We start from the raw sequence: 23,974 nt of genomic DNA, 5'->3' as shown, positions 1-23,974 counted from the left end.
CCTTGAAATCATAAGCCGAGTATTCCGCTATCAATGTATTGTTATGAATCAGCATCATTCCCTTATTATTTATATGATATTTAATTCTTATCACAAAATTGATATTTTCAAACGTTTTAGCTTACAAAGAAAGCATCAAGTCAGCCAAAAGAACAGCTGTTTCCGGTTCATTCTTTTGTGCGTCTTTAGGTTTCCATGCCACCACGAACCGTACAGATGCGGATTTCACCTTGTAACCTCTTTGTTCCCATTCGGATAATGTATCCTGCATTTTTGATGACAACTTAGCTATGGGTTTATCAGTCAATGAACTATACAAAAAGAAATCATTGTAAATTAAAGAATCTCCTCCTCTCAATGCTAAGACCTCTTGTTTCTTTTCTTTGAAGAATCCCAAATAAACATCTTTGTGAGAGAGTTGCAGTACAATTTCTTCAGGCATGTCATATTGTCGCTGATCCATAAGATATCGGTCTGCACTCAAATGATTGAAACAATCACCGTTTGTATGTATGAACAGCCTGTTTTTCGCACGGGTTATTCCTACGTAATATCGACGCATCAGATGGGCATCCTTTACATAATTGTCGGATATGAGCATATACACATCGTCAAACTCTCTGCCTTTGGCCTTGTGAATAGTTGATACCACAACGTCGGCTCCTGATACGTCGCAGAAGTCTTCCACCGACGACTCAAATACAAATTCTTTGAAGTCACTGAAATATTTAGTCTTGTTGGTTTGTTCAAACTGTTCCACACAACGTTTCACATACATCAAGCTTAGACTCCTGTCATAAGTAGAGAAGGTGTTATGCTTGGCTTCTTCCCACAGCTCTTCCGTGATTAACGGTGTTTTTATCCGCTTGTTTATATACCTCAGGAAATATCTCATTTCGGCCATATTCCAAAAACGTAGGCCGTCCATTGATTGTATCAGTTTACTGTTTATGCCATGTTTCCGCAAAAGAGCCATCAGGATAACGGCCTCTTCATTTGTTTGGGTCAGTACACAAGAAGTTCCTTTATCCCTATGTTGAAGCAAGTTTTCGACGAGCGGCTGATACATATATTCCGATTGATGACGTATTACTTCCACCCAACCTTTCTCTTTTCTCATAGAGATGATAGGTGTACTTTTTATCCTTTTATTGATAGTTTTCAAGAATCCGTTGGCAAAATCCACCGGCTGATGCGTACTGCGGTAATTCTCGGTCATTTCGACAAACGTGCTTCCGCTTTCTTGTGCCAGCTGGTACATATAACTTGAATCGGAACCGCGAAATTCATAAATGTTTTGGTCATCGTCTCCCACTGCTATCACACGCATTTCTTCATTATTAGTCATTAAAGCCTTTACGAGTGCATGCTCTTTAGCTCCCATATCCTGAGCTTCATCTATGACCAACACCGTCTTGCCAATCTTATTGGGTTCCACTTCTCCTTGGCATATCATCTCGGCTGCCTTTGCAACAACATTTTTTGAATCTTCAAGATTCCCTATCCGTCCCAGGAGATCGAAGCAATAGGAGTGAAATGTTTTTATTTCGACAAAATGTGCTGCGTTGCCTATCAACTCCATGAGTCTTTGTTTAAATTCCGTAGCGGCAGCCCTTGAAAATGTCAGCATCAGGAGCTGTTCATGTTTCACATCTTCAAGTAGCAGAAGTGAGGCCAGTTTGTGAACCAATACTCGTGTTTTTCCACTACCTGGACCGGCTCCAACCACAATGCAACGTGAATCCTTATCAGAAATAATTTCCATTTGCCGTTTGGATAATTGTCCAAACAATTGATTGTATTTCTGTGGTGTCAAATTGCGTTGTATCTCGCTTACTCTGTCTCCTTTAAAATATTTTGTGACAAACTTCCTGTAGTCCATTTGGAAATAGTCTTGAACATATTGCAGGGCTGCATGATAATCTCTCACCATCAGATTGGCATATTCTCCTACAATATGCACTTGTTGGATTTTCAGTTTATAAAATTCGTTCAGCATCCGGTAGTCATCTTGCTTGTATCTCGACTTATTGTCCTTTATTCTTTGAATATTCATAGCATTATAAAGTACCAAGAATCCCCCTTCAAGTTTAAGCGCACCGATTTTCGACAAGTATAGAAGTGCCTCTTCCACATCTTCCAATTGAATGTCGTCAAGTCCTCCGAAAAGGGATTGGGAACTTGATTTTATTCGGTTCAGAAGTTCTACCACGGAGAATTGGATAGCTTTGCCGGGTGTGTTTTCCTTTTCTGCATCAGAAGCTAATTGATACAGCCATTCCACAGTAAAGCGACTTATTTCCAATCGTTTCTCAAAACGCATGAGAGTTGATTCCAGGTCTGTCAGGCGACTTATTTCCATATAACGAGTCGCATCCTCTTTCTTGCGCGTATATCCCTTGATAGTGAGGAAATAGAGTAGTGTCCGGATATCTTTTTCTTTGGATGTATTGATTCCATCGTTCACGGCATTTTCATTCAGTTGCTTGCATGATATTCGTAAAGCTCCATCGGGAATATGATTGAGGATGTATTGTTCAAGTTTTGCAAAGCGTTCGAGGAGTATTTGCGACTTTCGTTCCGAATCACCTACATCCTTCAGATAGGCAGATATATCTTTGCTGTCTGCCAATATGCCTTCTTGTCGCATACGTTCCACTACGGATATAACTTCTCTTTTGCTTATCCCTAAGATGTCAGCCAAATAGTCGATCCGTGATTCTGCTTCCGAATTTTGAGCCTTGGCGATGTGCTTTTGGGATATCAATGACTTGATGATGCGGACTGCCTTTTCTATTTCATCGTTGCCAAAGAGCACAGATGCTGATATGCGTTTTCTTGCTTCGTCCATGTTCTTTACCGTGATTCCTGTGGCATACACATGAGGCACATTGTCCCCTCTCACCAAATATCCGCTTTGTTCCAAAGCAGCTAATGCTGTTCGTACACGGGTTTCAATGTCATATACCGAATCGTCCCATCCTGCTTGCCTGGCAATTTCCAATGCAGAACAGTTGACTTTCATACGCTGTTTGGTAAGGTCTTTGACGGCTTTCCATACCTGTTGTATTTCACTGATGCTTAGTTTCGTTTGGTTTAGCAATATAAAATGTTTGTCCAAGTCATTGTCGCTATAAAGCACATAACAACGTGCGCTGAGACCGGGATCACGACCTGCTCTGCCTGCTTCTTGAACGTAGTTTTCTAAAGAATCGGAGATGTCATAATGTACTACAAGACCGACATCCTTCTTGTCGACTCCCATGCCAAATGCGGATGTGGCCACAATGATGTGTACCTGATCGTTCATGAAGGCATCTTGGTTAGCAATTTTTTCATCCGCTTCCATCTTACCATTGAAAGGGAGTGTCTTATAACCGTCGCGAGTCAATTTGACAGCCAATTCTTTGGTTCGTTTGGTACGTGATACGTAAACAATTGTCGGGCAATCGGATTCTGCTACAAGTTCTCTCAGCTTTAAATACTTGTCATTGTCACTCTCTACATGTATGACGGAATAGTGCAGATTTGTTCTTGAGGCCGTTGATGCGAACAACTCTAAGTTCAAGTTCAAGGTCTGCCTGAAATAGTCGCAGATGTCTTGTATCACTTTCTGCTTTGCAGTAGCCGTAAAGCAGGATACCGGTATCGGATTCTTGCATTTTTTCTTTTGCTGGTATTGCCGGATAAATTTGCCAATGTAGAAATAATCGACCCTAAAGTCATGTCCCCATGAAGAAAAGCAATGCGCTTCATCTATTACAAACCTTACAACATGCCGAGCTATCAATATTCTCTCAATCGTTTTGGAACGAAGCATTTCGGGGGATATATACAACAGTGAAGCTTCTCCATCTTGCACTCTTTGTATGGACAGTGCTCTTGTGATGGGGTCTAACATCCCATTTATGGTTACGGCATCCGTGATGCCTCTGTCGGCAAGGTTATCTACCTGATCTTTCATCAGAGATTGCAAGGGAGAGATGACAACCGTAAGCCCGTGCACAGAACGTCCTGCCATGAGTGCAGGCAATTGGAAAGTAAGTGATTTGCCACCACCGGTAGGAAATATCGCCAGCAGCGATTTGCCTTTCACCGCAGCTTGGGCGGCTCGTTCTTGCAATGGCTCGCCTTCGTATGTTCGGAAGCGTTCATATCCGAAAAATGTTTTTAGGTTATGGAGCACGTCCAATTGCGTATGGCAATAGTCGCAACCTTCGTGGCAATTAGTATGGCGCAGGAGTCTTATAATAAATTCCACTTCCGGATAATTGTTAAGTACCCATCCGGGAGTGATGGAACGGTAATCGGTGGTATCAATCAGAGCCAATGCGTATGCCAATCCACATGGATATTGTTTGATGAGTATGTCTAGGTCAGCATGTTGGCAAATCTTTCCTGTATAAAGTTCTTTGATAAGTTCAGGTATTCCTTCATGGATATATTCCGCACTTACCATGTGGAGGAATCCCTCAAATTCCTTCTCGTCCTTTAGCAACGATGCGAATAATATTCGTTTCTCTTTCGGCAATGAATTCCAACATGCTATTTCATCCAGCAATAAGTCTTTTGCTTTCTTGCAATCGTTAACCGGATTGTTCATCTGTTCACTGATCAGTTTGTCGTCTTTCACAAGCTTGTGGTAAGGGCGTTCCGGGAACAATAAAGGCGAGACATAAAGTGTATCAACTAAAATCCAGCGGCATGTTGTGTCCGTAAACAGATATTGGGCATCATGATGAATGATATTGTGACCGCAGATGTAGTCTATGTCGTTTAAGAAAATAAATAGTTCTTTTTTTAAAGTTTTATGGAATATTGTGTCATTATGTTTGAGTGCTCCTATGTCATGGATTTTATGATCTTTCAAGCCTACTTCAACATCTACTATGGCATAATTAGAGGCACTACATGATACAGAGGTAGTTTTATTACCGATGATATTATTTCTATCCTCGGTTTTCTTGATTCCTATGAGCTTGCTCCATATTGACATATTATTCAATATAATAAATAGTTCTATGATTTGTATTAGTTATGTATTTGCATTGTTTTCTTATTGTTGTTTGGTTATAACACCCCAATGTCGTTTACAAAGGTAAGGATAAAATCGAATAATCTGTTAAAATCACTGCTTTCTTTTGATTTTTATGTGTTTACAACCAATAAAACTCTTGCTTTTGCAATCAAGAGCTGTAGTTGCTTATGGATGCTTATTTTAGGATTTGCGATATAATTGCAACACGTGTACGCAAATTGCTCATACAGAGATAATGTTGATTTTGAGGAAGTGAAGTACCCCTTAAAAAAAATAACGATAACAAACAATAGCAAAATGAAGATGACCTAGTATTCAACCCCATTTATAATAAGGCTTTGAAAGTTAATAAATACAAAAGCCTTTCTTTCAAATTTAACTTCGGCATCTTTCTTCGTTCTAATCTAACAAAGCCCAAATGAACAGATGATAAACGAAAATAAGATCCGGGAAGCTTGTGCCTCCAATCGCGATAAAGGATTCAAGTTGCTAATGGATAACTTTCAGGAGTCGATATATTATTATATCCGACGGATAGTAGTATCTCATGAAGATGCTGAGGATATACTACAAGAAGTCTTTATAAGAGTATTTCGTCATTTGGATCACTTTCGTAATGAAAGTTCATTGAGTACATGGATTTACAAGATTGCTACCAATGAATGTCTTCGTTTTCTTAATGTTCGCAAGGAAGGAGTGATTTCAGCAGAAGAAATACAAGAAGAGTTGATTGGTAAATTAAAAGCCTCTGATTATGTAGATTATGAAAACGAATTGGCAGTGAAGTTTCAGGAAGCCATCTTAAGTTTACCTGAAAAGCAACGGCTTGTTTTCAATTTACGTTATTATGATGAATTGGAATACGAAGAAATTGCACGTATCCTGGGTAGTAAAGTGGAAACGCTCAAGGTGAATTATCACTATGCAAAAGAAAAAATAAAGGAATATATAATAAATAGATAATATCATGGATAAAGATTTTGATTTTGACAATATTGGTAAGCAGATTCCATATCGTACTTCCGATAACTTCTTTGAGGAAGTTCAGCGTAAAGTCATGGAACAAACCGGCATTACACAACGTCGGAAAAGATGTCGCTTGCACATGATTGTAGCAACAACATTTGCTGCAGTAGCCGTGTTGGCAGGATTGTTGTTTGTCCCCTCATTCCTTCCTGCAGATTCTCCATTGTCAGATACAAAGGTATTAGCTATTGATAATGTAACTCTCTCCGTTGATCCGGTAGATAACTGGATTAAAAATCTTTCAGATGAGGAGTTGGAAGAGCTCGTCAGCTTCTCTGAGAATGATATATTTTTAAATTAAGTAAGTGAATCAATTAAAAAGTTAGAATTATGAAAAAATTTATGTATGTAGTATTAGCTACGCTGTTAATAGGAAGCCAACTTTCTCTTTCTGCGCAGAATAAAGCCAACCAAGAGAAAAAACAACGCCCTACACCGGAACAAATGATGCAGATGCAGACCAACCAGATGATAAAATCCCTGATGCTGGATGATGCCACAGCTGCAAAATTCACTCCTATCTATCAGAGATATGTGAAAGAATTGCGTGAATGTCGCATGATGAACATTAAACCTAGAGTGAAGAAAGATGCAACTCAAGCTACTGAAGCAACTAAAACTCCAAGGTCTGCAATGACTGATGCAGATATTGCAAAAATGTTGAAAGACCAATTTGCACAGAGTCGTAAGATGTTAGATATCCGTGAGAAATATTACAATGAATTTAGCAAAATACTTTCTCAGAAGCAGATATTGAAGATATACCAGCAGGAAAAGAGTAATGCAAATAAATTCAAAAAAGAATTTGATCGTAGAAAAGGGCAGAAACCTGCTCCGGGAGATCGTCAGAGACAACAAAAGCAGCATGTTCAACATCATTCGCAGAAATAGGTTATTAGGTTTATTATAAATTACTTCTACTAGATCAACACAAGGTGGGCATAGGCAGACATATCTATTCTTTTCAGTTTTGTTTGATTACTATTTATGTGATATTACTGAATAGCGTGGATGTCTATGCTCAGTCCGGTAGGGAGAGTTTTGCCGGACGGGTGGTTGATACAGAAACACAACAACCGGTATCGTTTGCTACGGTCCGGTTGTTGTCATTTCCGGATAGCACGATGTTAGTAGGTGGTGCTACTGATGATAAAGGAATATTTAAACTGACCCCTTCCCAACACAAAACTACAAATGATTCAAAAGAGAAGGTGGATTCTCTGCTTCTACACGTTTCTTTTGTAGGATATAAAACCATTTATCGTACTATCCCTATTTCTTCTAAAATTTCAGTTGCCAATTTAGGAGATATCCATTTGTTTCCCGAAGGCTTTATGTTGGGAGAAGCGGTGATTGTCGGACAAGCACCTATGGCTATAACCGAGGGGGATACGACTGTTTTTAACGCATCTGCATATCGCACTCCTGAAGGTTCGATGCTGGAAGAGTTGGTGAAACAACTACCGGGTGCGGAAATAGACGAAGATGGTAAGGTGCTGATTAATGGAAAAGAGGTGAAGAAGTTTCTGGTAGATGGTAAAGAATTCTTTTTTGATGATCCGCAAGCTGCACTCAAAAATCTGCCTGTTGAAATGATAGAGAAGCTGAAAGCCTATGAGAAGAAGTCTGACTTGGCACGTTTGACCGGAATAGATGATGGTGAGGAAGAAATGATTCTCGATCTCTCGGTGAAGAAGAATATGAAACAAGGTTGGAGAGAAAACTTCATGGCAGGAATGGGAAGCAAGGATCGCTATGAGGTGGCTAACACACTAAATCGTTTTCGTGATAATTCTCAATTGACCGTTATCGAAAATCTAAATAATACGAATAATCAAGGCTTTTCAGAACTACAGAAAGAATCATCCAGTTCTAGTGGCAATGTTCGTGGTAAGAATGGTTTGACCACTTCCCGTTCATTAGGAGTCAATGCTACTTATAACTGGAAGAATGTCGAGTTTCGATCAAATGTCCAATATATGGGAACGGACCGTTCTGAGAATAGCCGGACGACTATAGATAATTTCCTTCGTCAGGATAAATCAATTACAAATAGTACGAATAGCTCCTATACGAAAAATCATAATTTGGTTGCCAATGCTTATTTGGAATGGAAGATAGATACAGTTACCACTTTGATCTTTCGTCCACAATATAATTTAGTCAAGAACAACAGAGAGAATGTAGGTACTCAGGAAGGATGGGGAAATGATGTCTTATTGAATAAAAAAGAATCATCCGGAAGCACTAACAGTTCCCGTTATAATGTGGCAATGATGTTACAACTAAGCCGTAAACTCAATCGGCAGGGAAGAAATGTTGCTTTAAAGGTAGATTATGGAACGAATGCTTCCGCTACAGACAGAAGAAATCTTTCTACTACGCGATATTTTAAAAATGATACCAAAAAGATTCAGAACCAGAAGATAGAAGATGATGCAGACGGATATAATTATCGATTACAGCTGGTTTATGTGGAACCGTTGCCGTGGTTACATTATCTTCAATTCCGTTATAGTTATCAATATAAGGTGAATAATTCTGACCGTTTTGTCTACAACTGGGATAAGGAATTAGAAGACTTCACTCCCGATTATGATGAGGATGCAAGTAACTGTTTCGAGAATCAATATAGTAATCATTTGTTGAATCTCTCCGTACGTACCAATCGTAAGAAATACGATTATAATGTTGGAGCAGATGTAGAGCCGCAGAAGTCAACCAGTCATTCTATATTGAAAGATGCTCCGGAGAATCAATTGGAAAGATCAGTCATCAATTTCTCTCCTACCGTTAATTTCCGTTATAAGTTTTCTAAGCGCACTCGCTTGCAGATTGTATATAGAGGAAAAAGTCGTCAGCCCGGTATTCGTGATCTTCAACCGGTAGTCGATCAGACAAACCCTTTATATATACGTGTTGGAAATCCATCGTTAAAGCCTTCTTACACAAACACGCTTACGATGAGTTTTAATTCCTACAATACGAAAACCCGTCGCAATATGGCTGCTGTTCTTTTGGCAGAAAATACAATGAATAGTGTAACCAATCAGGTGACTTATGACAATGAAACAGGAGTACGGACTACGACTCCCGTCAATATGAATGGAAACTGGCGCACTTCAGGATCTTTTTCTCTTAATAATCCTTTTAAGAATCGTAATTGGATCTTCCGTAACAATTCTAATTTCCAGTTTAGAAACCAGAACAGCTATACAACGATTAATAAAGAAGCACCTGTAAAAAGCTCCGTACAACATCTCATGTTGCGAGAACGTTTGCAACTAACCTATCGTACCAAACAAATAGAAGTTTCTGCCAATGCCGGAATACGTTATAATAATTCATATAATAATGTACGAGAGATGCGGACGGAAACTTATGATTATCAGATGGGGGCTACTATGCAGCTTTATCTACCTTGGAATATGGAACTTTATAGTGACCTGAGTTATTTCATACGTGAAGGTTATGGTTACGAAGGACTTGCCCGGGAAAACTATATATGGAATTGCCAATTGACTAAAGCACTCCTGAAAAAGAAACAACTCCTGCTTCGTTTTAAAATCTATGATATTCTTCATCAAAATACTTCCCAGATACGTACGATTACCGCTACGTCTATTCGTGATGCAGATTATAATGCTTTAGGTTCTTACTTTATCGTACATGCCATATTCCGGTTAAATCTGATGGGAAGGTAATCAGACATATTTTTCGTTTTTTAATTCAATGAAGAGTAATCGTTATAGAAAACTCGCATAAAAATAACTTTTCTCAGAAAACTTCGCTACGTTTTGATTGTTCTATGTGTCACACGTATTATGTGATTCATCCATGTCGTGTGAGTCAAACAGTGAGAAATATGCGAATGTTTCAATATATAAAACAATTGAAAGATAATAAAAACTGGCGTGACATGAAACTGAAGTTGATTGATGCGCGACTTTACTTTGTCAGTATCTTTGTGGGGCTACTGACAGGGCTTATTGCTGCACCTTATCACTATCTACTTCAACTATTCTTTGATTTCCGTCACGATTTTTTTGATTCTCATCCTAAATGGTATTGGTATATCCCTCTTTTCCTGATCATGTGGGGCATACTTATTTTTGTTGCCTGGCTGGTAAGAAAAATGCCTTTGATTACAGGTGGAGGCATTCCTCAGACTCGTGGAGTAATTAACGGACGAGTTTCTTATAAACATCCTTTTATTGAATTGGTTTCTAAATTTGTAGGAGGTATTCTCGCATTGAGCACCGGACTGTCATTAGGGCGTGAAGGTCCCTCCGTACAGATCGGTTCATATGTAGGATGTTTGGTTTCTAAATGGGGACATGTATTGGCAGGTGAACGTAAACAGCTATTGGCAGCCGGTGCAGGTGCCGGATTGGCAGCCGCTTTTTCTGCTCCATTAGCTTCTTCATTATTAGTTATTGAATCTATCGAACGCTTTGATGCTCCTAAAACAGCTATAACAACTTTGTTGGCAGGAGTGGTGGCAGGAGGTGTAGCCAGTTGGATGTTTCCAATGAATGCTTATGCACATATAGATGCGGTAGTGCCGGCTTTAACATTCTGGGGACAAGTGAAGCTCTTCCTGTTGTTGGCTGCTGCTATTTCTATTGCCGGAAAATTATTCTCTTTGGTGACACTCTACTTTAAACGCATATATCCGGCAATCAAACATCCCGTTTATATGAAGATGTTATACCTTCTTTTTATTGCTTATTTAATTTCGATGACAGAAGTCAATTTGACGGGTGGGGGTGAACAGTTTCTACTTTCACAAGCGATGAATCCGGATACACAACTCTTATGGATTACGAGTATGATGATATTGCATCTGGTTTTTAGCGTCTTGTCTTTTTCTTCCGGTCTTCCCGGTGGAAACTTTATTCCGACACTGGTAACCGGCGGACTCATCGGACAGATCATAGCTCTCATTTTAGTACGTTATGGATTCATCAGTTACGAGCATATTAGCTATATAATGCTGATTTGTATGTCCGCTTTTTTGGTTGCCGTCATTCGTACTCCATTGACGGCTATTGTATTGATTACTGAGATTACCGGTCATCTGGAAGTTTTTTATCCTTCAATAGTGGTGGGCGGACTAACCTATTATTTTACCGAAATGCTGCAAATCAAACCTTTCAATGTGACGCTGTATGATGATATGATTCACTCTCCCGTATTCCAGGCGGAAGCCCGTTATACTTTGTCTGTAGAGGTTATGAGCGGTTCTTATCTGGATGGGAAACTAGTTGATGAACTTCGTTTGCCGGAGCGATGTATCATTATCAATATTCATCGTGACCGGAAAAACCGGTCTCCTAAAGCACAGCGATTAATGCCGGGTGATCAGGTACAGATAGAAATGGATGCCCAAGATATAGAGAAACTTTATGAACCGCTAGTCAGCATGGCAAATATTTATTAGTGACATTCAACTCATTGCTTGGATACACTTGATTTTTAAATAGATACTGCTAATGAACCAGCTTTTTAATCAATCTTCAAACCAGAATGCATCCTCTACATCTTTAATATACTTCTCAATGTTTCTATTCCCTTTTTTAGTAACCAAGAATGAGACAGTCAGATGCTCTCCCCATTTTGTCATCATCAAGTCCATCTTATGTGTATATTTACCCATATATACGGATTTCTTGCTTTTAATCGGATAGGTAATCACGTACTGTGCGTTAAACGTTTCCTTCGCTTTTTCCGGTGACCACATGGTTATTTTCTTTTTAATCTCTTGTATTTCTTCCTCTGTTATTTCTGTTAATGACATAGGGGTTACATTTAGCTTATCTTTGATCCAGCCAAACACATTTCTTGGCAATTTATCAATAGTCTTGTTTGGTTTTAGTTCCTCTCCTTTTATTATTCGTTTATCCATTCCACTGCATTTGATAAATAATATACATTCTCCATCTTCATGTATCCACTGGGAGGTTATTATACCACGTGCTGTCCAAAGCAGTTCTTTCGGATTCTGAGGAGGAAGAAGGTGAAATGTCTCAGAAATAATATACTGTGGAAGAACTTTGTAAGTTAAACCTATAGACTTTGTCTGCCGAGCTAATTCTCTTCTTTCTATGTCAGAATTCTTAGGAGTAGAGCGGCGTATTTCTCCGTGAATTATTTTATTAGAATTTTGTGGCTTAAGGTTACTGGTGCGATAACTTGGCGTATTGTATTTAAGAAATAATCCATCTGCTGTGATTGTATCTTTTTGTCCGTAAACAGGAATTAAGGATACAATGATGCATATCATTGATAATAATCTTCTTATATTATTCATTGTTTAAATTGTTTTATGCGACATTATTATCACCCATCAATCTTCAAACCAGAATGCATCCTCTACATCTTTAATATATTTTTTAATATTCTTATTTCCCTTTTTAGTTACCAAGAATGAGACAGTCAGACGCTCTCCCCATTTTATCATTGTCAAGTCCATTTTATGCATGTATAGATCCATATATATAGATTTTTCATTCTTAATTGGATAGGTAATCACATACTGTGCATTAAAAACTTTTTTAGATTTTCTCGGTGACCAACAAGTTATTTCTTTATTAATCTTTTTCATCTCCTCCTCTGTCGGATAGATTAAGAAGGATCCCATACCTAACGCTTGCTTTATCCAATAAAAAAGTTCTTTTGGTAGTTTGGTAATCGATTTATCTATCTTTGACTTCATGCCGGGACATTTGATGAATAGTATACACTCTCCATCCTCATGTATCCACTGAGAAGTTATTGCATTATTTGCTGTCATATGTAGCTCTTTGGGATTTACCGGAGGAAATTCAAGACCAAATGTTTCAGATATAATATATTGTGGTAGTCTTTTATATGTTAACCCTATAGCTTTTGTCGCTCTGTCCAATTCTCCTCTTATCAGTTCCATATTGGGATCAGTGGAAGATTCCTTAATTTCTCCATCTTTTACTATTTTTATTGTGTGCTTTGATAGGTCCTTCGGACGATAAACCAAGTGGTTGTATTTCGGGAATATTCCTTCCGCTGTGATTGTATCTTTTTGTCCGTACACAGGGATTAAGTATACAATGACGCATATCATTGATAATAATCTTTTTATATTATAGTTCATGTTTATAAATTGTTTTATGCGACATTATTATCACCCATCAATCTTCAAACCAAAATGCTTCCTCTACATCTTTAATATATTTTTCAATATTCTTATTTCCCTTTTTAGTAACCAAGAATGAGACAGTCAGATGCTCTCCCCATTTTGTCATCATCAAGTCCATCATATGTGTATATTTACCCATGTATACGGATTCCTTGCTTTTAATCGGATAGGTAATCACGTACTGTGCGTTAAACGTTTCCTTTGCCTTTTCCGGTGGCCACATGGTTATTTTCTTTTTAATCTCTTGTATTTCTTCCTCTGTTATTTTTTTTAATGACATAGGGGTTACATTTAGCCTTTCCCTGATCCATTCAAACATACTTCTTGGCAATCTATCGATAGACTTGTTTGTTTTCATTTCTATTGGCCTATCTCCACTACATTTAATAAATAATATACATTCTCCATCTTCATGTATCCACTGTGAGAGTATTATACTACCTGTCGTCCACAATAACTCTTTTGGATTTAACGGAGGTTCCTTAAGATAAAACGTTTCAGAAATAATATACTGCGGAAGCACCTTGTAGGTTAAACCTATGAACTTCGTCTGCCTAGCTAATTCTCCTCTTTCCATATCAGAATCCTTAGGAGCAGGGGAATCCATTTCTCCATCTAATATTTTTTTTATATCCTGCATTGTAAGGTTACTCCTATGATAACTTGGAATATTATATTTCAGATATAATCCATCTGCTGTGATTGTATCTTTTTGTCCGTATACAGGAATTAAATATGCGATGGTGCATATCATTAGAAACAGCTTTCTTATGTTATCCATATTTATAATTGTTTTTGTTTTATACGGCATTATTATCACCCATCAATCTTCAAACCAGAATGCTTCCTCAACATCCTTAATATATTTCTCAATATTCTTATTTCCCTTTTTAGTAACCAAGAATGAGACAGTCAGTCTTTCTCCCCATTTTATCATCATTAAGTCTAGTTTATGTATATATTTACCCATATATACGGATTTTTTGCTTTTAATCGGATAGGTAATCACATATTGTGCGTTAACCGTTTCCTTTGCCTTTTCCGGCGACCAAATGGTTATTTTCTTTTTAATTCTTTGCATTTCCTTTTCTGTTGGATAATAGGTCAGGAAGGGACCTATTTTTAAGACATGCTTTATGTAGTTGAAATGAGCTTTTGGCAAATCGTTGATAGCCTTGTTGGGGCTTGGTGTAATTCCCCCACATTTTAAAAATAGTATGCATTCACCATCTTTATGTATCCATTGGGAAGTTATTGCATTTCCTACTGTCTTAAGCAACTCTAAAGGATTTGGTGGATAACGAAGACCAAATTGTTCAGAAATAATATACTGTGGGAGATGTTTATAAGTTAAACCTATACGTTTTGTTTCTCTATCTAATTCTCCTCTTATCATATCTGAATCATTGGGAATAGAAACTTGGATGTCTTTATTCTTTATCAATTCTTTTATAGTTGGTTTAACACCACTTACTTGATAACATGCAGAATTATATTTCAGATATAATCCATCTGCTGTTAGTGTATCTCTTTGTCCGTATGCAGGAATTAAATATGCGATGATGCATATTATTGATAATAATCTTCTTCTTATATTATTCATAACTTTAGAGGATGTTAAATTTTATTGTATAGAATATTGGTGCTACGGATACAATTAACTTGTTATAGGATTACTTATATATAATATTTGCATTCAAAACTAAAAGCATTCAAGCTTCTAGTTGTAATAAACGCTTTTTGTTTATTAAATTAGCCATAGTAACTACTGCTACTACTACTGCTACTACTACTGCTACTGCTACTACTGCTTCCATAATTGCTGCTTCCATAGTTACTGCTTTCGTAATTATTGCTACTATTGCTTCCATCACTACTGTTACCAACAGTAAAAGATTCTATCCAAGCGTCTTTCGGAACATTATATGTAGCCTTTTGTTGCGGGTCATAAACCTGTATTGTTGGAACACCGTTGTCCCAAAAATCTTTTTTGTATATCGCTACATGCGTTGTACTTCCTACTTTCAGCCCTGGTACTTTTTGGGGATCAAACTGAACAACTAAATATTGTGTCTTACTATCTGTATAACTTGTATTGCTACTATTATTGTAGTTATTATTAATATATTCTCTCATCTGATTAGTATCCAATCCTACACCATCTTTTCTTTTATTCAGATCCACGCCAGAACCAAAATAAGCTTCAGCATAGCTATTGGCATCAGATTCAGAGTAAGAACTACCACCACTGTTTATATATGCGATACATCTCCAAAAGCAGTCGTTATCATATCCTCCGACAATACTTCTTAAAAGTTCTCCATCAATAACCGACATTTCAGCCTGTATCAAATCAAAATCCAACCTTCTTAATTTTCTTTCTTTTTTCATAATATTGATTTTTTAGCTCCGAAACATTGCCGGGCGCTTATCTCCGGCTTAATTTTCAGTTGTTTATAATTAGCTTTATAAATGTTTTTTATAATCGTGTTCAGTAAATATCTTATTTAACTATGCTCTATCCTGTAGAGATGCTTCTAATTAAAATCTTCTGAAACCACGATAAACAAAGCATTTCGAAGAACGAACTTTATCTTTTTTGTTGCCTCTAATGATAACGATGGACAAATATAAACATTCTTTTTGAGATATCGTCAATCCATTTATATGTTTAAAAACATGGTCTGAAAATTTCTTTTCTAGTTTAAAAGGAATATTTTTGCAATAAAAAAGATCACACAATGAAACTGACAGCTTTTCCTCACGAATATCAGATGGATGCCAAGGATTGCGGACCGGCTTGTTTAAAGATTATCGCAAAGCATTACGGCAAATACTACTCCTTACAATATCTTCGTGATTTATGCGGCATTACTCGTGAAGGTGTTTCATTTCACGACATTAGCTATGCAGCCGATAAAATCGGGCTGCGGTCGATATCCGTCACCGCTTCTATTGATGAACTCCTTTTTAAGTTACCCCTTCCTTGCATTGCCCATTGGAATGATGACCATTTTATTGTTGTTTATAAAACTTCAAAGACTAAAATATATGTTTCCGACCCTGCCAAAGGTCTGGTTTCATATACCCACGATGAATTTAAAGCCAAATGGTATAAAAAAGATAAAACAGTTGGCATACTGATGGCTTTGAGTCCGATGGCCAATTTTCATCAGATAGAAGCCCATGAAAAGATCGAAAGATTCAAAAGTTTTGAAAACCTTCTAGGTTACTTTACTCCTTACAAAAAAGCTTTCGGAATACTTTTTCTTATCATGTTCATCGCCACCATCCTGCAAGCCTTTCTACCTTTTATATCCAAAGCCGTCATCGACACCGGAATACGCACCCAAGACGTGAACTTCGTCTACATGGTATTAGCCGCCAATATCGTATTACTTTTGAGCATCACCCTTTCCAATGTCCTTCGGGACTGGGTCTTGCTTCATGTCACAACCCGGGTCAATATCTCCCTAATCTCCGACTATCTGATCAAACTGATGAAACTTCCCGTCTCCTTCTTCGAAAACAAGCTGGTGGGAGATATCCTGCAACGCGCCTACGACCACGAACGCATCCGCCACTTCATCATGAACAACTCATTAGGCATGATCTTCTCCTCCGTCACCTTTGTCATATTCAGTGCCATCCTGCTGATCTTCAATAAAACCATCTTCTTCATCTTTCTGGGCGGTAGCATCCTCTATGTCCTCTGGGTCTTTGTTTTCCTGAAAGTCAGACGAAAGCTGGATTGGGAATACTTTGACATCCTGTCCAAAGACCGTAGCTACTGGGTAGAAACCATCGGCAACATTCAAGAAATCAAGATCAATAACTACGAAGACACCAAACGTTGGAAATGGGAAGGCATACAAGCCCGCCTGTACAAACTGAATGTGAAGATCTTGAACATCAACAACGCCCAAATGCTAGGCTCACAGTTTATCAATAGCATGCAAAACATGGCCGTCACCTTCTTCTGCGCCATAGCCGTAATCAATGGAGATATCACCTTCGGCATCATGATCTCGACCCAATTTATCATCGGCATGTTGAATGGTCCCGTCGCCCAATTTGTCGGTTTTGTACAATCCGCCCAATATGCCAAAATAAGCTTCATGCGCATCAATGAGATCCACAAGCTTGAAGACGAAGACGATATGGTTTCCATATCCGCCAATAGCATGGATCTGCCCAAAGACAAAAGCCTGAACGTGAAAAATCTTTCTTTCGCTTATTCTCCCAACGCCCCGATTGTGTTGAAAGGCATTTATCTGACCATTCCTGAAGGCAAAGTCACCGCCATCGTCGGGGACAGCGGCTGTGGCAAATCAACTTTGTTAAAACTCCTTTTGCGTCTTTATCTTCCTTCCTATGGCGAGATCTGTATCGGCGACATGAACATCAACAATGTCAGTCTGCGCCAATGGCGAACCAAGTGCGGCTGCGTCATGCAGGAAGGAAAAGTGTTTAACGACACCATCCAGAATAACATCGTACTGAATGAAGAGAAGGTAGATTACGATGCCTTGAAACGAGCTACGGACATCGCCAACATCTCCAAAGAAATCGAATCCATGCCACAAGGCTACCAGACCATGATCGGCGAAATGGGACGCGGCCTGAGTGGCGGCCAGAAACAACGTTTGTTAATCGCGCGGGCACTCTATAAAAATCCCGATTATCTATTCCTGGATGAGGCAACCAATGCGCTGGATACCATCAATGAACAGAAGATAGTCGCGGCTCTGAATAATGTATTTAAGAACCGCACGGTGATTGTTATTGCCCATCGCTTGAGTACTATCAAGAAGGCTGATCAGATTGTCGTCATGAAAGGCGGCATGATTGTAGAACTGGGCAACCATAATGGGCTGATGGAGAGAAGAGGACAATATTACGAATTAATACAAAGTCAATATGATCTGGAACCTGTTGAAATTACGGCCTAAACGGAAAGATAACACAAAACGCAGTGAAGAAGTCGGTGACATTATAGACCGTATGCCGACAGCCTTCGGGAGGTGGGTCGCTGCCGCCATTATTGTTTTCACTATCCTGCTTTTTGTCTTTGGTTGGATCATCAAATATCCCGATGTCGTAACCGGGCAAATAACCATCAATTCCAATACCGCCCCAGTCAAACTGCCCGCCCATACGTCGGGTAAAATAGACATATTAGGCTTTGAAGCCCAAGACTCAGTGAAAGAAGGGACCTACATCGCCGTTATTCAGAACTCGGCAAAAACAGAAGATGTTCAGTCAGTGTCCTCCCTTATTCACGACTTCGATCCTAATAATCCCGCTTTCTTTCCCCAAGCCATCCAAGCCTTCCCCGAGAAAGTCTCTTTAGGCGAGTTGAATATGCAGTACTACACCTTTCTATCCTCATTGAAAAATATCTCGGATTACCACAACGACAATGTTTACGAACAACAACGTATAAGCCTTCAAGACGGCATCGCATGGAAAACCGAAATCTTGAAAGAAACAGAAAAAGCCCTTTCCATCTCGAATGACAACCTGGATATAACGGAGAAATGGTTTAAAAAATACAGTTCGCTCAACAAAGAAATAGTAACCACCTACGATCTGGAAGTGGACCGTAGCAAAGCGGAGTATCTGTCCGCCAAGCAAAGCAACCAGAACCTGGTCAAAGAAATCGCCTCTATCCGGATGCAAATAGCAGAAAGCAGGAACAGGCTCTCCCAACTGGCAGTTGAGAAGCATGTGGAAGAAAGGCGGATGCATCTGGAGCTATTGTCTTCTTACCATGAACTGAATGATCAAATGAAACAGTGGGAGCAAACTTATGTGTTCAAAGCCCCCTTCGACGGTCAGGTGGAGTTTCTGAAATTCTGGACGAACGGCCAGTTTGTGCAGGCCGGAGAGAATGTATTCGGAATCGTACCAAAAGAGAATAAGATACTAGGGCAGGTGTTGCTCCCTGCGATGGGAGCCGGCAAGGTCAAAGAAGGCAGTCGTGTTTCCATCAAACTGGATGACTACCCTTATGCCGAATTCGGCTCCATCCAAGGTACTGTGAAATCGATATCCCTCATCACCAATGAATATAAGACGTCGCAAAGCAGTATCAATACCTATCTTGTGTTGGTTGATATGCCTGACGGTCTGATAACCAACTATGGTGATAAACTGGATTTCAAATATGAAATCGGCGGTCAGGCTGATATTATCGTTAAAGACCGCAGGCTAATTGAAAGACTGTTTGATAATCTGAAGTTTAATATACAATAAGATATCTTCCTGTCACTTTAAATAATTTCCTTACAATAATCAAAATGTAAATTAACACCTAAAAATATAAGATAATGAGAGTAGTACAAACATTTTGGAGCGGAGGTAAAGATCCCTTGATAGATTCGTTCGGATGGTTATCTCCACAACATCACTTTATGTCGTGGGCATTGAGCTGTCTGACACTTAGGCAGAATTATGATGAAGTGTTTCTTTACACAGATTCAGTAGGATATGCTATTTTTGCGGAGCAGTTATCGCTTCCCTATTCGGAAATTATCATTCAATATGATAATTTGGATTGTCATCCCACACATTGGGCATATTCAAAGCTCTTAACCTATTCGTTGCAAGATCAACCTTTCGTTCACGTCGACGGTGATGTATACTTGCCCAAAAGATTAAAACCTGCCATAGAATCAGCCGAACTGATAGCCCAGAACTGGGAAATCGGAACTGCCGAATGCTATGGGGATATGATGAAAAACATTAAGGAAAGAACCAGTACTGTTCTTCCGCATTTTTTGAATAATGCTATTACAATGAATTCCATCCCTTCTTACAATGCAGGTGTAATAGGAGGAAACGATTTAGAATTTATAAAAGAATATTGTAACCAAGCTTTTCAATTTATCGAGAGAAACAGCTTGAGAAATCCCAATCCCAAAGAGACCGGTGTAAATCATAACATACTTTTTGAACAGGTTCTCTTTGCTGCATTAGTGAAAGAAAGAGGGAAAAGAGTAACAACAGTCTTGGACCACTCGATCGAAGACAATAAATACTCCTATGCTGAGTTTTGTGATTTTTACCGGTTTGAGAATACTGATTTGATGCATATCATCGGCGGTCACAAAAAGAATCATCGCGTTTGCGAACTGTTGGAACGTATTCTGTTGAATAAGTATCCTGAATATTACAGTAAGATTATAGACCTTTTCAAAGATAGCCACAAGCGGATAGGGAAAAAATATGTTTCGGATAACAGTTACCATGATTATCATACTTTTTTAGAAGATCTTTCTTTTCAATGGGAAAAGATTGATAATGAAGAGTTATTGAATCTGGAGAAAATGTCTACTCATTATTTCAAATTCATTCAGGAGAAAGAGAGAAAGAAGTTACGTTATAAACTCAAAAGCCACCCTTATCTGGAGATTTATGAAGATTCCAAAGCATGGCCAAAGGAAACAAAAGAGTTAATCCGGAGTAAAATCAATTCTGAATTTAAATCAGACCGTTTTGATATTGCCTGTATTCCCACTCTTCTGAATAAAGGTTATAAGGAGGTGTTGATTGATGATTTGTCTTACAATATATTGGTAATGCTTGAAACCGAGCTCACATTCAACTCATTGCTTGATAAACTGGACCTTTATATCGATAATGCCAATGATAAACCTACTGACTGGGCGGTGGATAGGGCTGTAGAGTATCTGCTTTACCACAAGCTTATATATGTGACGGGAGAGAGTAGTAATTATTAATGTAAAGTGAGGCTTTGTTATTTAAAATTAAAAGGGATTTCATAATGAATATGAAACAACGCAAGGTAATATGAGTGCTTACCTTATGTTGGTGAATATGCCTGATGGCAAAGATAATACAGAGAAGCGTTTATTCAACGCTTCTCAACCATGCTATTTCTTCCTTCCATTTTGTCTCGTCCGGTGTTTCGAGTATAAGCGGCATATTGTCGAATCTCGGATCTTTCATCAATTTCTCAAAGAATGGTTTACCAATCAGACCGTCGCCAATGCTGTCATGGCGGTCTACGTGCGTACCTAATCCTTTTTTTGAATCGTTCAGGTGCATACCACGAAGATAATTGAAACCTACTTCTTTATCAAACTCATCGAAAACTTTATCATAATCGGTCAAAAAGTCATATCCTGCGGTAAAAGTGTGGCAAGTATCCAGACAGATTCCGACACGACTTTTATCCTCCACCCGGTCAATGATATACTTTAATTGCCAGAATTCATTTCCTAGATTACTACCTTGACCGGCTGTGTTTTCAATTACGGCAGTTACCCCCTTGGTTTTTGCCAAAGCCAAATTGATACTTTCGGCGATGCGTGACAGGCAGTCTTCTACGGAGATCTTTTTAAGGTCACTCCCGGGATGGAAGTTGAGTAATTTCAAACCAAGTTGTTCGCAACGTTGCATCTCATCCAGAAATGCTGCACGACTTTTCTCCAGCCCTTCTTCTTCGGGATGTCCCAGATTGATGAGGTAACTGTCATGTGGGAGGATATACTCCGGTTGGAAACCGAATTTCTCACAATTTTCTTTGAAAAGTCGGATACTTTCCTCTGTTAAAGGCTTACTCACCCATTGACGCTGGTTTTTTGTGAATAAGGCAAAAGCATTTGCTCCTATCTCATGTGCATTGATCGGGGCGAATTCCACACCGCCGGACGCGCTTACATGCGCTCCTATTTTTTTATTTCCCATCATTTCTTTTATCAATTAAGTTGGAGTTATAATAGTAACAAATTTCGTGCCGAATTGATTGTTTCGTGATTGATTACTTCTTCTTCCACAGGCTATTAATAAATAAGTTCCTCTCTATTAAGACCAAACTTCCTTTTCTTTAATAGTAAACTTTTTCTTATCAAAGAATAATCTATAAACGCAAGTTTCGTTTATATAAACGGAACTTTTGATTGTATAAACGGAACTTGCATTTATACAACCAAAACTTACGTTTATAGTTTATATCAAATAGAAAATAACTTTTCTATCGAGGAGGAGGAAGTTTGGTCTTAATAGAGAGGAATTTATCTATTAATACTTTAGCAGTCAAGTAATATAGCTAATAGATTATGGACAATCTCTCTTTTGAGTAATGGTGATAGGTGATAGATCGGGTGATAGGTTGATAAAACAACCTATCACCTCTGAATTGCCGATAAACAGGCTGGTTCGGAAGAATGGTGATAGGATGATAGAGAAAATGATGTTTTTTGTTAGGAGGGGATAGAATAAAGGAAAATAAATGGGAATTAACTTCAGGATTCTTGAATATAAAATGACCTCTACTACAATTTGTAACAGAGGTCATTCTTTAAAGCTCTGGGAAAGAGCCTTTTATTTGGCTAGATCACCTATCTCATCAAGATTCTGCTGAATATCTTCATCCGTAAGAGAATAGTTTATCAGGTCTCCGGCAAGATATTTGTCGTATGATGCCATGTCAATCAGTCCATGGCCGGATAAGTTGAAGAGGATTACTTTTTCTTCATCTTTTTCTTTGCAGGCATTTGCTTCACGGATAGCAGCAGCAATAGCATGGCAAGATTCCGGAGCAGGAATAATGCCTTCCACTTGTGCAAACAGGCAACCGGCTTCGAATGATTCCAATTGTTGGATATCAACTGCTTCCATCAATTTGTCTTTTAATAATTGGGAAACAATGACGCCTGCGCCATGATAACGAAGACCACCGGCATGAATATGTGCCGGAGCAAAATTATGTCCTAAAGTGAACATAGGAAGTAGCGGGGTATATCCGGCTTCATCACCAAAATCGTATTGGAATTTACCTCTTGTCAGCTTAGGGCAGGAAGCGGGTTCGGCAGCAACGAAACGGGTTTTCTTACCATCCAGTATATTATGACGCATGAATGGGAAGGAGATTCCTCCGAAATTGGATCCACCTCCGAAACATCCGATTACTACATCCGGATATTCGCCGGTCATTTCCATCTGTTTCTCAGCTTCCAGACCAATAATGGTTTGATGCAGTGTGACGTGGCTGAGTACGGATCCAAGTGTATATTTACAGTTTGGAGTTTGTTGAGCCAATTCAATAGCTTCTGAGATAGCGGTTCCTAATGACCCTTGGTAGTTAGGATGGGCAGTCAGAATATTTTTTCCGGCACGTGTAGACATCGATGGGGAAGGAGTAACTTGGGCTCCAAATGTCTGCATGATACTACGGCGATATGGTTTTTGTTCATAACTGATTTTAACCTGGTAAACGGCAGCTTCCAAGCCAAACACTTTTGCAGCATATGAAAGGGCTGCTCCCCATTGTCCGGCACCCGTCTCTGTGGTAATATTGGTTACACCTTCTTTTTTGCAATAATAAGCTTGTGCTAATGCTGAATTCAATTTATGAGAACCAATCGGGCTAACACTCTCATTTTTAAAATAAATATGCGCAGGAGTTCCCAATGCTTTTTCCAGACCGTAAGCACGTACAAGTGGAGTGCTACGATAATATTTATACATTTCACGTACTTCTTCTGGTATTTCAATCCATGCATCAGTCTGGTTCAACTCTTGACGACACAACTCCTCTGCGAAGATAGGATACATGTCTTCAGCTTTTAGCGGTTGTTTAGTTGCAGGATGCAATGGTGGCATGGGTTTGTTTACCATATCAGCCTGAATGTTATACCAATAATGTGGAATTTCCTCTTCCGGCAGGAAGTACCTCTTTTTTTTATCACTCATAATATTGTGTT

16 protein-coding genes are annotated in these 23,974 nt (G+C 38.8%); 8 read left to right on the top strand and 8 right to left on the bottom strand.

Annotation, left to right across the window (positions count from 1 at the left end; genetic code table 11):
* Positions 1–121: 121 nt before the first annotated feature.
* Positions 122–4,996: a RecQ family ATP-dependent DNA helicase gene (locus CZ225_RS17475; RefSeq protein ID WP_077154802.1), complete on the bottom strand. Its 4,875-nt coding sequence runs from the start codon at positions 4,994–4,996 to the stop codon at positions 122–124.
* 468 nt (positions 4,997–5,464) lie between these two features.
* Here CZ225_RS17475 and CZ225_RS17470 point away from each other — a divergent pair, with 468 nt between their 5' ends.
* The 5 genes from CZ225_RS17470 (at position 5,465) to CZ225_RS17450 (ending at position 11,507) form a co-directional block, all read left to right on the top strand.
* Complete coding sequence (locus CZ225_RS17470) at positions 5,465–6,001, top strand: RNA polymerase sigma factor (RefSeq protein ID WP_077154801.1); 537 nt, start codon at positions 5,465–5,467, stop codon at positions 5,999–6,001.
* Positions 6,002–6,005: 4 nt separating this feature from the next.
* Positions 6,006–6,365, top strand: a complete 360-nt coding sequence (locus CZ225_RS17465; RefSeq protein WP_077154800.1) for a hypothetical protein — start codon at positions 6,006–6,008, stop codon at positions 6,363–6,365.
* Positions 6,366–6,391: 26 nt separating this feature from the next.
* Complete coding sequence (locus tag CZ225_RS17460; protein ID WP_129585826.1) at positions 6,392–6,955, top strand: hypothetical protein; 564 nt, start codon at positions 6,392–6,394, stop codon at positions 6,953–6,955.
* A 44-nt stretch (positions 6,956–6,999) separates the two neighbouring features.
* Positions 7,000–9,768 carry an outer membrane beta-barrel protein gene (locus CZ225_RS17455; RefSeq protein WP_077154798.1) on the top strand — a complete coding sequence of 923 codons (2,769 nt, stop codon included), beginning with the start codon at positions 7,000–7,002 and terminating at the stop codon, positions 9,766–9,768.
* A gap of 167 nt (positions 9,769–9,935) precedes the next feature.
* Positions 9,936–11,507, top strand: coding sequence for a ClC family H(+)/Cl(-) exchange transporter (locus tag CZ225_RS17450; protein WP_077154797.1), 1,572 nt, complete (start codon positions 9,936–9,938; stop codon positions 11,505–11,507).
* A gap of 69 nt (positions 11,508–11,576) precedes the next feature.
* Here CZ225_RS17450 and CZ225_RS17445 read toward each other — a convergent pair whose 3' ends face one another.
* From CZ225_RS17445 to CZ225_RS17425, 5 genes are all read right to left on the bottom strand, one after another.
* Positions 11,577–12,377: a hypothetical protein gene (locus CZ225_RS17445; RefSeq protein ID WP_129585825.1), complete on the bottom strand. Its 801-nt coding sequence runs from the start codon at positions 12,375–12,377 to the stop codon at positions 11,577–11,579.
* 36 nt (positions 12,378–12,413) lie between these two features.
* Positions 12,414–13,196 (bottom strand): hypothetical protein, encoded by a 783-nt coding sequence (locus CZ225_RS17440; RefSeq protein WP_129585824.1) that lies wholly within the window; start codon positions 13,194–13,196, stop codon positions 12,414–12,416.
* Between the two features lie 37 nt (positions 13,197–13,233).
* Positions 13,234–14,022: a hypothetical protein gene (locus CZ225_RS17435; RefSeq protein ID WP_129585823.1), complete on the bottom strand. Its 789-nt coding sequence runs from the start codon at positions 14,020–14,022 to the stop codon at positions 13,234–13,236.
* 42 nt (positions 14,023–14,064) lie between these two features.
* A complete protein-coding gene (locus tag CZ225_RS17430) occupies positions 14,065–14,844 on the bottom strand; it encodes a hypothetical protein (RefSeq protein ID WP_077154793.1) in 780 nt (259 codons plus the stop codon).
* Positions 14,845–14,993: 149 nt separating this feature from the next.
* A complete protein-coding gene (locus CZ225_RS17425; RefSeq protein ID WP_077154792.1) occupies positions 14,994–15,632 on the bottom strand; it encodes a hypothetical protein in 639 nt (212 codons plus the stop codon).
* A gap of 350 nt (positions 15,633–15,982) precedes the next feature.
* On the opposite strand from CZ225_RS17425, the gene CZ225_RS17420 reads away from it, so the two are divergent.
* The 3 genes from CZ225_RS17420 to CZ225_RS17410 all read left to right on the top strand — a co-directional run bounded on the left by CZ225_RS17420 (position 15,983) and on the right by CZ225_RS17410 (position 20,986).
* The gene (locus tag CZ225_RS17420; protein WP_077154791.1) at positions 15,983–18,193 is read left to right on the top strand and encodes a peptidase domain-containing ABC transporter; all 2,211 of its coding nucleotides are present in this window, start codon (positions 15,983–15,985) and stop codon (positions 18,191–18,193) included.
* Positions 18,162–19,499 (top strand): HlyD family secretion protein, encoded by a 1,338-nt coding sequence (locus tag CZ225_RS17415; RefSeq protein ID WP_077154790.1) that lies wholly within the window; start codon positions 18,162–18,164, stop codon positions 19,497–19,499. Before CZ225_RS17420 ends, CZ225_RS17415 begins: the two co-directional genes overlap by 32 nt.
* A gap of 74 nt (positions 19,500–19,573) precedes the next feature.
* Entirely contained in the window at positions 19,574–20,986 is a 1,413-nt protein-coding gene (locus CZ225_RS17410; RefSeq protein ID WP_077154789.1) for a DUF6734 family protein, read from the top strand.
* Between the two features lie 130 nt (positions 20,987–21,116).
* Here CZ225_RS17410 and nfo read toward each other — a convergent pair whose 3' ends face one another.
* Positions 21,117–21,956, bottom strand: a complete 840-nt coding sequence (gene nfo / locus CZ225_RS17405) for a deoxyribonuclease IV (protein ID WP_077154788.1) — start codon at positions 21,954–21,956, stop codon at positions 21,117–21,119.
* 636 nt (positions 21,957–22,592) lie between these two features.
* A complete protein-coding gene (locus CZ225_RS17400) occupies positions 22,593–23,963 on the bottom strand; it encodes a TrpB-like pyridoxal phosphate-dependent enzyme (RefSeq protein WP_077154787.1) in 1,371 nt (456 codons plus the stop codon).
* Positions 23,964–23,974 lie beyond the last annotated feature (11 nt).

It is taken from the genome of Bacteroides bouchesdurhonensis (assembly GCF_900155865.1).
Lineage (GTDB): Bacteria > Bacteroidota > Bacteroidia > Bacteroidales > Bacteroidaceae > Bacteroides > Bacteroides bouchesdurhonensis.
Note: the sequence above shows the minus strand (reverse complement) of the source record. Positions and strands in the feature narration are given on the sequence as shown.